The following is a 13,647-nucleotide window of genomic DNA, read 5'->3' on the forward strand; positions in this document are numbered from 1 at the left end:
CTTTAATTAATTACAACATTGAATCGCACGATATCAGTGCAAATCAGATAAAGCGAAGGAGAATGCTTTAATGAGTGAAACGGTGACTCAAGTTCATAGTGCAGTACAAACCCTTACCCAAAGTTCAGACACTTTATTCCTATTACTCGGCGCAATTATGGTATTCCTGATGCATGCTGGCTTTGCGTTTCTCGAAGTCGGTACCGTCCGAAAGAAGAACCAAGTCAACGCGCTGGTTAAGATCCTTTCCGACTTTGGTGTCTCCGCCATCGCTTATTTCTTTATCGGTTACTGGGTTGCTTACGGCGCTCACTTTTTTGCCGACGCTGAAACGCTCTCACAAGGTAATGGATACGAACTGGTTAAGTTCTTCTTCCTAATGACCTTCGCAGCCGCAATTCCTGCGATTGTTTCCGGTGGTATCGCAGAGCGTGCTCGTTTCTATCCAATTTTGATTGCGACACTGTTTACGGTCGGTTTCATCTACCCATTTTTCGAAGGCATCATTTGGAATGGTAATTTTGGCTTCCAAGATTGGTTAGAAGGCCAATTTGGCTATGGATTCCATGACTTCGCAGGCTCCGTGGTTGTTCATGGTGTTGGCGGTTGGATTGCATTGGTTGCTGTTTACTTCCTTGGTATGCGTAAAGGTCGCATCCGCGCGGGTAAACACACAAACTTCGCACCATCGAACATTCCTTTCTTAGCGCTAGGTTCTTGGATCTTATGTGTGGGTTGGTTTGGCTTTAACGTGATGTCTGCACAAGCAATCAACGGCATCAGCGGCCTAGTGGCAATGAACTCACTGATGGCGATGGTTGGCGGTATTCTTGCGGCGCTTGTTGCAGGTAAGAATGACCCGGGCTTTATTCATAATGGTCCTTTGGCTGGCTTAGTAGCGATTTGTGCAGGTTCAGACTTAATGCACCCATTAGGCGCGTTAGTGACGGGCGGCGTGGCAGGCGCATTGTTCGTTTACCTGTTCACTTACATGCAAAACAAAACACAGATTGATGATGTATTAGGTGTGTGGCCTCTACACGGCGTATGTGGCGCTTGGGGTGGCATTGCGGCGGGTATCTTCGGCTCACAAACATTCTGGGGCTTAGGCGGTGTGAGCTTTGCTTCTCAAGTGGTTGGTACACTGGCGGGTATTGCTGTTGCTTTAATTGGCGCTTTGATTGTTTATGGCGTTCTGAGCAAGCTCACAGGCCTCCGTTTGAGTGAAGAAGACGAATTCAACGGCGCGGATCTTTCAATCCATAAGATCTCTTCTATCAACGAAGACTAACTCTAGTTGCTGTGATGAGTTTTAAACTCATCGAGTACATAACAGTTAAACAAAACTAAGCGGCTTCGGTCGCTTTTTTTGTTTCTATAGATAACAAAACAGAGAGTTTGTGTAGGAACGGTCACAGCTATCAAGCGAGTTATGTCACAAATAGCCAATGAATTCAGTTGCCTAAGACTATGGTCTAATCCCTAAAACTATTGTTGGAATTTGAACAGTGCTAAGCTATTACAAAGTGACATATCTAAAAGGACGTTATATGCATTTCCCATATCGAAATATCGTAATTCTTACTGGCGCTGGCATCTCTGCAGAGTCGGGGATTCAAACATTCCGAGCACAAGACGGATTATGGGAAAACCATAAAATCGAAGATGTCGCAACACCTGAAGGCTTTGCAAAAGATCCTGACTTAGTACAAGCGTTTTACAACAAGCGTCGTCACGGTCTGCAAAACGAAAGCATTCAGCCAAATTCAGCCCACAAGGCGCTAGGAGAGCTTGAAGACAAGCTTGATGGCAAAGTTACCATCATTACTCAAAACATCGACAACCTGCATGAAAGAGGCGGTAGCAACAATATCATCCACATGCATGGTGAATTGCTTAAAGCACGTTGCAGCGAGTCGAATCAGGTTATTGACCATAAAGACAACATCGAGACAGGTGAGCTTTGCCACTGTTGTCAGATTCCCGCACAAATGCGTCCACACATTGTTTGGTTTGGTGAAATGCCATTAAGAATGGGCGACATTTATTCCGCGCTAGAAGAGGCCGATCTATTTATCTCAATCGGTACATCAGGCGTGGTGTATCCAGCTGCCGGATTTGTACATGATGCGAAAATGCATGGCGCACATACGATAGAAATCAACCTTGAGCCAAGTGCAGTAGAGAGCGAATTTGAAGAGAAGCGTTACGGTAAAGCGAGTATCGAAGTACCCAAGCTAGTCGGTGAGCTTCTTTGTACTGAGACAAGCTCGTTAACGGCTTAATAAAGATATTCGTATCTAAAAAGTAACAGCAACGAAAAGCAAATACGTATCTAATGGCCACTCGGCACGTTAGATAAGTGTTTGCTTTTTTGTTCGTGAAGCCATTTTTATTTAGGAGACTTAAGAACTCTTTGAGAGACTTAAGTGCTCTTTGATAGATTTATGAACCTGTTGGAATCGAACGCTGCGCTTTTTTCATTTCATACATCGCCTTATCTGACTTATCCAGCGCCTGTTGAAAGTTCTCCTGACAAGTCACTTCTATGCCGTAAGAGAAAGAGATATTTTCACCATGGAGTAGGTTGCTTACTTGGCTGACGAACTCTCCACCACGACCTAACTGTGCCGTCGCAACAAACTCGTCACCGCCGACACGAAACACCATTTCATCTTCTAATACTGATTGGCTTAATGCTTGAGAGAAGCGAACGATCATCAGATCACCGACTTTATGGCCTTTGCGGTCATTCACCGTTTTTAAACCGTCTAAGTCGAAATAGATAAGCTCAAATTCTTTGAGTTTGATGGCATCAAACTTCTTACGATTGTACAAACCTGTTAGCTCATCTGCTTACTTTGATCTTTCAATTGAGTCGTCAGCTCAGTAATGCCATAGGCAATAAGTAAGAAGGCTATTTGCAATAAGCCATCTTCGAGGAAAGTATCGAGCAATTCATTTCTGTCTGCCCATTCATCGAGATGTTTAAGCTCTGTGGTCACATCATAGAATAGATTGAATATAAGAAGCAGCGCGCCGCAGCGAAGGATTTTATGAGGGCGAATAGCGTGACGAGCAACGTAGTAGATATACATGGTGATCACGAGCGTGTTCGTTTCGAAAAACAGGTCGTAATTAGAGTCTATGTGGATGAATGAACTCAGGCCAAGCATCAATAATGACGCAAGCAGCATTAGAGTCACAACCAATAGTATAGGGTTCGCTGGCATATTATAACGCACTCCATATCGTTTAATGCCATCGTATATAAAGTATAGATAAAAATAAAGCGGCTTACGCCGCTTTATTAACCTGTCAGTAACAATCTAGTTGTTTACTTTAAGTTTTTGGAAGTACTCGTCATAAATAACGCTCGCTTCACCAACTTCATCTTGCCAAACGCCGTTATCCATCACTGATTGTGGTGGGAAAACGTTCTTATCTTCAGCAAATTCTTTAGGAAGAAGAGGGTAAGCCGTTTTCACTGGAGTCGGGTAACCGATCTCTAGAGCAATCTTAGCTGCGTTCTCTGGGCGAAGAAGGAAGTCGATCATCTTATGAGCCGCTTCGATGTTCTTAGCACCTGAAGGAATCGCTAGGCTATCCATCCAAAAGATAGCGCCTTTTTCTGGCCAGATAATGTCAATCGTTGCGCCTTCTTGGCGTGCCATGTAAGCAGAACCATTCCAAAGCATACCAAGAGACACTTCACCCGCTAGGTAAGGGTTCGCTGGGAAATCTGAGTTAAATACCAATACGTTTGGCATTAGCTTACGAAGTTCTTCGTACGCTTCTTTGATTTCTTCTGGGTTGGTTGTGTTTGGAGAGTAACCCAGTTTAGAAAGTGCAATGTGGAAAACCTCACGAGAGTCATCCATCATCATCAATTGACCTTCCCACTGTGTATCCCACAGATCGCCCCAGTTTTTCACTGAAGACTTGTCTAGCATATCTGAGTTGATACCAATACCCGTTGCGCCCCAGATGTAAGGGATCGAGTAGTTGTTGCTTGGGTCAAATGGCTTATCTAAGTAATTTGGATCCAAATCAGTAAAGTGGCTTAGCTTAGTTTTATCAAGCTCTTGAAGCATGCCTTCTTTACGCATCTTAGAAACGAAGTAAGTAGAAGGAACCACTAAGTCGTAACCCGTACCTTGAGTTTTTAACTTAGCGTACATGCTTTCGTTAGACTCATAAGTTGAGTAGTAGACTTTAATGCCAGTCTCTTCTGTGAAGTCTTCTAGTACTTCATTCGGGATATATTCAGACCAGTTGTAAAAATACAGTTCTTGGTCAGCTGCGAAAGAGGGTGTAGAAAGTAAAGTAGCAGCACACAATGCGCCGGTATACAGTGTTTTTTTCATTACTGTTCCGTTCATTTGTTTGATTTGGAGCTGGGTAGTGAACCCAAAGTAAAAGGATTTCTAAAAATCGCGCTAGATTATAGCAGCGATATAACAAAATAGGCAGCCTAAGCTGCCTATTCATTGATATTCTTATTTTTAACTTGTTGATTATCTAGATAGCCTTGTTAAGTAAACCAATGACTTATTAGCATCTGGTGACCAGAGCAACTAGATAACGAACTCGCTTACTGACCGGCTTTAAGCTTCATGAAGTAATCTTCGTACTTCACTGTTTTGTCGCCAACCGCAGCTTGCCATTCAACACGGTCAAGATCTTCTTGAGACGGGAACAGAGCAGGGCTGTCTTTGAACTTCTCGTTAGACGCTTTAACTGCCGTTAGGTAGCCAGTGTCACGAGAAATTTGTTCAGCAATTTCAGGGCGAAGTAGGAAGTCGATCATCTTATGAGCCGCTTCTACGTTTACCGCGCCAGAGCTGATTGCGAAGTTATCAACCCAACCGATTCCGCCTTCTTTAGGGAAAACCAGTTTAATTGGTAAACCTTCGTTTTGCGCTGCAGCAGCAGAACCGTTCCAAAGCATACCAAGGCCAACTTCACCAGACATGTAAGGCGCGCCTGGGTTGTCTGAGTTGAACACAAGAACGTTCGGCATTAGCTTTTGCAGTTCAGCGTAAGCTTCGTCGATCTCTTTCTCGTTGGTTGTGTTACCTGAGTAACCTAGTTTACGCAGTGCGATGTGGAACACTTCACGAGTGTCGTCCATCATCATCAGTTGACCTTCAAGCTCAGGCTTCCATAGGTCAGCCCAGCTTTGGAAATCTTCTGGATCGTACATGTCTGTGTTAACAGCCAAACCAGTAATAGCAACTACGTGAGGAATAGAGTAGTCGTTATTTGGGTCGTACGGCTTATCTAGGTAGTTAGTATCTAGATTCTTGAAGTTGTTCAGCTTAGTTTTGTCGATCTTTTGAAGCATACCTTCATCACGCATCTTAGATACGAAGTAAGTCGACGGCACAACTAGGTCGTAGCCTTTGTTGTGTGTTTTTAGCTTTGCGTACAAGGTTTCGTTCGACTCGTAAGTCGAGTAAATAACCTTGATACCAGTTTCATCAGTGAACTGTTCTAGAATCTCACTGTTGATGTAAGGTCCCCAGTTCATGAATACCAATTCTTTGTTATCTTTTGCAAAAGACGGTGCAGATAACATTGAAAGCGCACATGCACTACCAGCTAATAGAGTAGCCCATTTTTTCATTGACGTTAGCTCCAAACTAAACGTTGCCCGAAGGCAGTAGATAGAAAAACAGAATGGCAATTTACCATTCTGTTTATGATTAACACTTTGTAGAACATGAAGTTTGTTAACTTCTTATCAAGTTCATCTCTGAATAGAGTAAGAGACTTACTTGATCTTCTCTCTCGCTAGTAACTGAGAAATAATCACCAGTACTAACGACACCACTAACATCACTGTTGCTAGGGCGTTTACCTCAGGAGAGATACCCACTTTAACCATTGAGTAAATCTTCAGTGGCAAGATCTCATACGTTGGTCCCGTTACGAAAGAACTGATGATCACATCGTCCAAAGACAGAGTGAAGCTCAATAACCAACCCGCAGCTACCGCTGGCTTAGCAAGAGGAAGGATGATCTGTTTTAGAATCGTCCACTCGCTTGCACCTAAATCTTTTGCTGCTTCTAGCATCTTCACATCAAAGCCATTCAAGCGACTGTAAACCGTTACAACAACAAACGGCAGACAGAACGTAATGTGCGCGGCAAGTAGGGTAAAGAACCCAAGTTGCACACCCATTACCAAGAATAGCGCAAGAAGCGAAATTGCCATGACGATATCTGGTGACATCATAACGATGAACAGCATGCCATTGACTACACCTTTACCTTTGAACTGGTAACGGAATAGGGCTACTGCTGTCAGGCTTCCGACAATCGTTGCAGCTGTTGCTGAGAACACTGCTACGTTAATCGAGTGCCACGCAGCCTGCATTAGGCTGTCGTTGTTAATCAGCGCGTCATACCACTTAGTGGTGAAGCCACCCCATTTCATACCAAACTTATTGGCATTAAATGAGTTCGCAATTAATACGATAATAGGTAGGTATAGAAAAGCGTATACCAGCGCCATAAAGCTGAACTTAACTGTGCGACCCATTAGTCTAGCTCCACTTTCTTGTTCAATAGCTTACCTGCTCGGTAGTAGGCATATAGCATCACAGCCATTGCCATGGTCAGTGCGATACTCGTTGCTGCGCCAAACGGCCAATCTCGAGCGTTGAGCACTTGGCTCTTAATCACGTTACCAATCAATAGGTTCTTAGCACCGCCTAATAGGTCAGAGATGTAGAACATGCCTAACGCTGGAAGAAGTACTAATAAACAACCACCGATGATGCCAGGCATCGTTAGGGGTAGTACCACTTTCAATAGCGTTTGCAGTTTGTTCGCACCTAAATCTTTAGCGGCTTCTAAATACGTATCATCCAGTTTTTCAATCGCTGAATACAACGGCAGAATCATGAACGGCAGTAGGATATACACCAAACCAATCATTACTGCTGTTTCTGAGTACATGATACGTAGCGGCTTATCGATAATGTCTAATGCTAACAAGCCTTTGTTCAACACACCTTGAGTACCTAGCACCACTTTTAGTCCGTAAGTACGGATCAAAGAGTTCGTCCAGAATGGCACAATCACTAAGAACAACATGATTGGACGCCATTTCGCAGGCATTTTTGCCACGATGTAAGCGAACGGGTAACCAATGATTAAACAAAGTAGGGTTGCGACAATCGCCATATAGAAAGAGTGCATCAGCACTTTAAAATACAGCGGGTCAGCCAAACGCACGTAGTTATCGAGAGTGAAGGTCATCTCGATCAAGTTCGCTTCGTCACGAGTTAAGAAGCTAGTACCGATGATCATGATGTTTGGAATCATCACGAACAGCACTAACCAACCTGTGATTAAAGCAACAATCGCGTTTTGTAAATTAAACTTCTTGCTCATCTTCTAATACCACTTCCCAGCTCTCAACCCAAGTTACTGCAACTTTTTGGCCCAGTGAGTGATCAACATCAGGGTCATCTTCGTTGAAGAATTCGCTAACCATTACACGCATACCAGATTCAAGTTCTACCACTGAATCCAATGTCATGCCTTTATAGGTTCGCTCGACAATGTGGCCAACAATACCGCGTTGCTCAGACTCTTTGATTTCCTCGATACGAAGATCTTCAGGGCGAAGCAATACTTGCAGTTTTTGACCCGGTGTTACGTCTTTATCGTGATAGATAACCGACTCTTCACCTTCGATTGTCGCAACAATACGTTTTTCATCTAGACGAGATTTCGCTGTCGCTTCGAATACGTTAATTTCACCAATGAAGCGGGCTACAAAAAGGTTCTTAGGCTCTTCGTAGATCTCTCTTGGCGTACCATCTTGTTCAATCACGCCATCACGCATAACAATAATACGGTCAGACATAGACAGCGCTTCTTCTTGGTCATGCGTTACAAAAATGAACGTTATACCAAGTTGACGCTGTAATTGTTTTAACTCGATTTGCATTTGTTTACGTAACTTGTAATCAAGAGCAGATAGAGACTCATCCAATAGAAGAACTTTTGGCTTATTAACGACAGCACGAGCGATTGCGATACGTTGCTGTTGGCCACCAGATAGCTGGTGTGGTTTTCGTTGTGCCATTTGTTCTAGGCGCACCATTTTTAAAGCATCCATTACACGAGGTTCAATCTCGCTGCTCGGTACTTTCTGCATGCGTAAGCCAAATGCCACATTGTCGAAAACGGTCATATGCGGGAATAGGGCATAGCTTTGGAATACAGTGTTTACATGCCTTTGTTCAGCAGGAACTTGGGTTACGTTCTGTTCAGCTAATAGTATTTGACCACTATCTGCTGTTTCAAAACCCGCAATCATTCTTAGTACGGTTGTTTTACCACAACCTGATGGGCCTAAAATCGTGAGAAACTCACCATGATTTACGTTTAAATCAAGATTGCCGATGACTTCCTTACCATCGAAACTTTTACTAATGCCAGTTAGCTGTACTACTGGCTTTCCTACTGATTTTTTAGCGTTCAACGTCTGTTTTTCTCCACCTTGGTTCTATTTGAGACCTGTTGCTATACACCTTTAAGGCGCGCATCATAATCACCAAAAACGTGAATTCAAAGCATTTTTTACCTTTCGAAGATAAAAAATTTCGCAGGTAAAAGTAAACATCCTTTACCATACTGTTATTTACTGGGTTTACACCCCGACAAGTGTCTAATTATTAACCATTAAGACGCAAAAGCAAGCCTTGTTACAGATTCATATTTTAGTTTGTATCCGACATATGAGTATAATGAAGGTAATTTTTTATCAATAAGTTAGGTCGCTTAGTTTAATTGGCGCACCTAGGTATCAATATGAACAACGACATCGAAAAAGATTTTAATTTGGGCGGTAGTATCAACCGTGCACTTTCCGGCGATTATGAGCTCAAAGCAACGGCTGTATTCCAAGAAGCTTGGAAACATACGATAAGTCACTTTCTTTCGTTTTCCCCTGCGATTGTTGCTCTGATGTTCGTGCAACTGGCTATCTTTTATATCGCCCTAAAACTGCAACTGGGTGACCCTGCGGTTATCTTAGATGCGGTTATCGATCCTGAGGCGTTTACGCCACAAATCGTTGAATCCATTTTTATTGCCAACTTCAGCTATGAAGTGATCAGCGCGCCTATCTATGCTGGCATCTGTTTAATGGCGATGAGCCACGCAGCTGGCCTACAAACTAAAGTGCGTCATATTGGTAAAGGTTTGCAGTTCACGGTTCCTGTTATTCTGGTGACTTTGTTCAGCCTAATGCTGCAAGGTATCGCGGGGATGATTCTGCCGTTCTTGTCGATTTACTTCTCGCTTGCGTTCAGCCATTCAATTCTGCTGATTTGTGATAAGAAAGTGCCGCCAATGCAATCGCTGCTGCTTTCATTACGCGCTGTGAATAAGAAAATCTTCACCGTTGCGTCTATCTACTTGCTCGTTATGTTGATGTTCATTGTCGCTGCGATGATGTACGGCATTGGCCTGATCTTCGTTTTGCCTTTCTTCTTCCATGTGAAAGGGATTCTTTACCGCGAAATGTTTGGCATCAAACTTAAGGTGATTGCTTCTGAGCACCCGAAGAGTGATGACGATAATAACGACGATAACAACAAAAACCCGCAGGTATTCGATGCGTAATAACGTTCAAGCAAGCTCAAGCAAATCTCTTGCATTAAAAGTGACAGCACTTGCCCTTGTTGGCTCGATCTCATTAGTTGGGCCGCTTCTTTACCAACAAGAAGAGGAGCGACGTCGTGCAAGTAAGACAAGCCAAGACTCAGAACAGCAGTTCGGCAACTTAACCGTGGCTTCAAATACACCGAACTTTGCTGCCATTGAAGATGTTAACGAGAAAAAAGACACCTTCTTTTCGTATTTACGTCCCAGTATTAATATCGAAAACAAACGCATCACTAAAGAGCGTGCGTTTTTGACTAAGGTTTCTGACGCTGGCATTTCGAACATTGACTCGGAAGATGTGTCATACGCAAAAAGGCTAGGGAAGTTGTACAGCTTGCCTGTGCCTTCTTCAGGCTTAGATCAAGCTTGGCTTACAGAGATGCTGAACCGTGTCAACGTGCTACCTGAAGCGCTTGTGTTAACTCAGGCGGCAAATGAGTCAGCTTGGGGTACATCGCGTTTTGCAACTCAAGCGAATAACTATTTCGGGCACTGGTGTTACACCAAAGGTTGTGGCCTTGTTCCGCTACAACGTAACGAAGGCAGCTCTCATGAAGTGGCAACATTCTCTTCAAGCCAAGAGTCTGTTCACCGTTATTTCATGAACCTGAATCGAAATCGTGCATACGCTGATTTAAGAGCGATCCGCGCCAAACTTGCTGCACAAGGCGATGATTTGCTTACGACGAGCACCGCTACAGAGCTTACCAATGGGTTGCTAAAATATTCTGAGCGAGGTTCAGACTATGTGACTGATTTACAAGCTATGATCCGTCACAACGAGGTATACTGGAAAAAGTAACTCGATTTGATTTCAGTTGGTTGCCTTTCATAGTAGGCTACACCAATCGACATTACATAAAGAGCAGCTCATGGCTGCTCTTTCTATTTATAAACGCTCAACTTCGACAAGATTATAATAATGAAAAAGACAGCACTCGCTTTATTAGCCTCACTAAGCCTTGGGGTCTCTTTACCCGCTGCAGCGCAAGAATACATGTTCACGTATTCTAAGCTCTACACACAGCTTAAAAACAATACCAAAGAAGGGCACGATGACGTCAAAGTTGCAGTGTTCTTCGTGGATCAACAAGCTCAAACCATCTGTCACATCAGCAAAGCATGGATGGAAAAAGAAGAGCACTACGAAGAGCTAAAAGTATCTCCAACACATGAGCTGCTTTTACCTGTCGATCAAAACCTTCGTTCAGCAAACCCGCTTATCTTTGTTCAAACTCAAGAACAAGAGTGTGCGTACTCTTTGGTTGTAATGACTCAAGAACCTTTAGCTGGAAAGGTCGAGGTCTCACAACTGGAAAACCTGTTGCCACAGATGCAAGCGATGTTAGAAGACGTCAGCGGCATGTTCTCCAGTTGGTTCACGCCGGATGTTGAAGGGTTAACCTTGGAATTTAATAACAAGCTTGAAGGCAACATCGCGCTGTCTAACGGTAAGCAAATCCCAATCACACAAGGGCGTGCGAAATTCACCCTAGAAGAACTGAATGGAAGTGACAGCATCACGTTGCCAGAACCTACTATTCGCGTATTACCTTACATTCCTGCGCAATAGAGTTTGCCTAACAAGCCCCTAACTAGAGCTTAAACAGCTCAATGAAAAGCAGCCGAACCTTATAGGAATAGGCTGCTTTTCTTTTTCTACTAACAATGTGATTCGTATTTGTGAATGCCTGTTTTTCTCAAAATCTTAGAGCTCAACGAAAAATCACAGCCCTTATCGCAAGATAAAACCGAATCTTTCTATTACTCGCTTTGTTTATCCTGCAGTTACTATTTCAACCTGAAATAAAAATCCGTATAATCCACGCCCTAAAACAGTCCCACTAGCAATCTACAGTCGGTAATACGACGGTGTGAGAGTCGCAATGAACCAAAACGATAATAGAAAAGAAACACTTGAATTCAACAAACTTCAGAAACGTCTGAGAAGAAATGTTGGAAATGCCATCATCGACTACAACATGATCGAAGAGAATGACGTAGTAATGGCATGTATTAGTGGCGGTAAAGATTCATTTGCGATGCTAGACATTTTGCTACGTTTACGTGAAGCAGCACCTATCAAGTTTGATGTTGTAGCGGTAAACCTAGATCAAAAACAACCTGGGTTCCCTGAGCACATTCTTCCTGAATACTTTGAAACGCTGAACATTCCTTATTACATCGTAGATAAGGACACATACTCAGTCGTTAAAGAGAAAGTGCCAGAAGGCAAAACAACGTGTGGCCTATGTTCTCGTCTGCGCCGTGGTACTTTGTACTCGTTCGCTGAGAAGATTGGTGCAACTAAGATCGCGCTTGGTCACCACCTTGATGACATCGTTGAAACTATGTTCCTGAACATGTTCCACGGTGCACGTCTAAAGGCAATGCCACCAAAGCTTCGCTCTGATGATGGTCGTAACGTTGTTATTCGTCCACTGACTTACTGTCGTGAAACGGATCTAATCAAATACGCAGAACACAAAGAGTTCCCAATCATTCCTTGTAACCTATGTGGCTCGCAAGAAAACCTACAACGTCAGAACATCAAAGCGATGCTGATTGATTGGGACAAGAAAACACCGGGTCGTGTTGAGAAGATCTTCAAATCAATTCAAAACGTTAGCCCAAGCCAACTGGCTGACCGTGAACTGTTTGATTTCGTAAACCTTCCACTAGACCGTAGCGGTGAACGTGAAGAGTACGAATTCCAAGAAGCTGAGATTTCATCTTCTAACATCGATGAGTCAATGTTCATCGACGTGACTAACGTATAACGAGACGATTCTCGCTTGAGCTATTTTGTATAAGTAGCGATAGACAAACAAAAACGCCTCAAGCACTGCTTGAGGCGTTTTTTTATGAGATGAACTTGTCGTGAAGTTCAGTGCTTAAACGACTTAACCTTTCGAAAGGTTAGGGTCGAGTGGACTAACGTAACCAGACGGCTTAAGAGCCAACACGTCACAGTTAATCTTATCGATCACATGCTCTGCGGTATTACCAATAAACACGGCAGATAAGCCAGTACGGCCCGTTGTACCTAGAATTACCATAGCGGCATTATTTTCAGACGCAACACGTGGAATCACATCTTCTGGTAAGCCTTGCTCAACGACAGTTTGTTCTTCACACATACCGTGTTTCTGTCGTAGTGCCTTCATTGCGGTTAAGTGATGGCCGCGAACGGCGTCAGTGTAAGACGTTGGGTCAAACTCAGGCAGTTCGATAGTGATATTAGCCGGTGTCACAGGGTAAGCGTTAACCAAGAGTGGTTCTGCATCCAAACGACCTGTGATTTCAAGTAATCTATCAACCATCGTATCGTTAAGTTCCAAGTGAGCTTCCGTCTCTGAGCCTACGTGAACCGAAGCAAAGATCTTCGCGTTATCAGGCCAGAAATCATTTTTGACCAGTAGCACAGGGCTAGGGCACTTTCTCAATAGGTGCCAATCAGTTGGTGTGAAGATAACTGATTCTAAGGTGTCGTGTTTACGCGTCCCTTTAATCAAGATGTCGTGTCCACCACTGTAGACCTCAGCAATGATCGCTTCGTACGGGCGATTATGCCAAACCACTTGAACATTAAATTCGATGGAATCATCAAGGTAAGGCTCTGCGACTTTATTCATCCAGATTTCACGCTGGTGAATCACGCCTTTACGCATTGCGTCTCTCTCATCGACAGAGAGCATAGATGTCATTTCATACGAGAAGTCGTATATCGACAAAAAGAAAGTGATGTGGCTTGTTGAGGTGCTTTTCTTGGCAAGTTGGATAGCACGAACTAGAGCAGGTTGCTCATCGTGATTAATGTCTGCGACAACTAAAATTTTGTTATAGATACTCATAACTAAGCCTACTTTTCAGACCGAACATATAAATAATGTAGCGTAGTTATGGGGAGATTAAGAGAAATAAAAGAGGTTTTAAGAGAGAAACATGATGTAGCTC

12 protein-coding genes and 1 pseudogene are annotated in these 13,647 nt (G+C 43.4%); 6 read left to right on the top strand and 7 right to left on the bottom strand.

All coding sequences use genetic code 11. The annotated features are described in order from the left end of the window. The first annotated feature begins 70 nt into the window (after window positions 1–70). Both OCV12_RS08430 and cobB read left to right on the top strand, forming a co-directional pair. Complete coding sequence (locus tag OCV12_RS08430; protein ID WP_102431931.1) at window positions 71–1,291, top strand: ammonium transporter; 1,221 nt, start codon at window positions 71–73, stop codon at window positions 1,289–1,291. Window positions 1,292–1,550: 259 nt separating this feature from the next. Continuing rightward, entirely contained in the window at window positions 1,551–2,285 is a 735-nt protein-coding gene (cobB, locus tag OCV12_RS08435; protein ID WP_261884378.1) for a Sir2 family NAD+-dependent deacetylase, read from the top strand. A 160-nt stretch (window positions 2,286–2,445) separates the two neighbouring features. Here cobB and OCV12_RS08440 read toward each other — a convergent pair. From OCV12_RS08440 to potA, 6 genes and pseudogenes are all read right to left on the bottom strand, one after another. Then, a pseudogene (locus OCV12_RS08440) lies at window positions 2,446–3,233 on the bottom strand (GGDEF domain-containing protein). Window positions 3,234–3,329: 96 nt separating this feature from the next. After that, window positions 3,330–4,367 (bottom strand): extracellular solute-binding protein, encoded by a 1,038-nt coding sequence (locus tag OCV12_RS08445; protein WP_261884379.1) that lies wholly within the window; start codon window positions 4,365–4,367, stop codon window positions 3,330–3,332. 227 nt (window positions 4,368–4,594) lie between these two features. Further along, entirely contained in the window at window positions 4,595–5,629 is a 1,035-nt protein-coding gene (locus OCV12_RS08450) for an extracellular solute-binding protein (RefSeq protein WP_017632482.1), read from the bottom strand. A 147-nt stretch (window positions 5,630–5,776) separates the two neighbouring features. Then, window positions 5,777–6,547 (bottom strand): spermidine/putrescine ABC transporter permease PotC, encoded by a 771-nt coding sequence (potC, locus tag OCV12_RS08455; protein WP_008217945.1) that lies wholly within the window; start codon window positions 6,545–6,547, stop codon window positions 5,777–5,779. Beyond that, complete coding sequence (gene potB, locus OCV12_RS08460) at window positions 6,547–7,404, bottom strand: spermidine/putrescine ABC transporter permease PotB (protein WP_017632481.1); 858 nt, start codon at window positions 7,402–7,404, stop codon at window positions 6,547–6,549. The genes potC and potB overlap by 1 nt, the downstream gene beginning before the upstream one ends. Then, window positions 7,388–8,503: a spermidine/putrescine ABC transporter ATP-binding protein PotA gene (gene potA / locus OCV12_RS08465; protein ID WP_050653493.1), complete on the bottom strand. Its 1,116-nt coding sequence runs from the start codon at window positions 8,501–8,503 to the stop codon at window positions 7,388–7,390. The genes potB and potA overlap by 17 nt, the downstream gene beginning before the upstream one ends. A 329-nt stretch (window positions 8,504–8,832) precedes the next feature. Here potA and OCV12_RS08470 point away from each other — a divergent pair, with 329 nt between their 5' ends. The 4 genes from OCV12_RS08470 (at window position 8,833) to ttcA (ending at window position 12,470) form a co-directional block, all read left to right on the top strand. Beyond that, the gene (locus tag OCV12_RS08470; RefSeq protein WP_029405598.1) at window positions 8,833–9,648 is read left to right on the top strand and encodes a DUF2189 domain-containing protein; all 816 of its coding nucleotides are present in this window, start codon (window positions 8,833–8,835) and stop codon (window positions 9,646–9,648) included. After that, the gene (locus OCV12_RS08475; protein ID WP_261884380.1) at window positions 9,641–10,492 is read left to right on the top strand and encodes a glucosaminidase domain-containing protein; all 852 of its coding nucleotides are present in this window, start codon (window positions 9,641–9,643) and stop codon (window positions 10,490–10,492) included. The genes OCV12_RS08470 and OCV12_RS08475 overlap by 8 nt, the downstream gene beginning before the upstream one ends. A 120-nt stretch (window positions 10,493–10,612) precedes the next feature. Further along, entirely contained in the window at window positions 10,613–11,263 is a 651-nt protein-coding gene (locus OCV12_RS08480) for a DUF2987 domain-containing protein (protein ID WP_239848245.1), read from the top strand. A gap of 313 nt (window positions 11,264–11,576) precedes the next feature. Beyond that, window positions 11,577–12,470: a tRNA 2-thiocytidine(32) synthetase TtcA gene (gene ttcA, locus OCV12_RS08485; RefSeq protein WP_017632476.1), complete on the top strand. Its 894-nt coding sequence runs from the start codon at window positions 11,577–11,579 to the stop codon at window positions 12,468–12,470. 123 nt (window positions 12,471–12,593) lie between these two features. On the opposite strand, the gene uspE is transcribed toward ttcA, so the two are convergent. Further along, window positions 12,594–13,544 (bottom strand): universal stress protein UspE, encoded by a 951-nt coding sequence (gene uspE / locus OCV12_RS08490; RefSeq protein WP_176681181.1) that lies wholly within the window; start codon window positions 13,542–13,544, stop codon window positions 12,594–12,596. Window positions 13,545–13,647 lie beyond the last annotated feature (103 nt).

Source organism: Vibrio pomeroyi, assembly GCF_024347595.1.
Taxonomy (GTDB): Bacteria; Pseudomonadota; Gammaproteobacteria; order Enterobacterales; family Vibrionaceae; genus Vibrio; species Vibrio pomeroyi.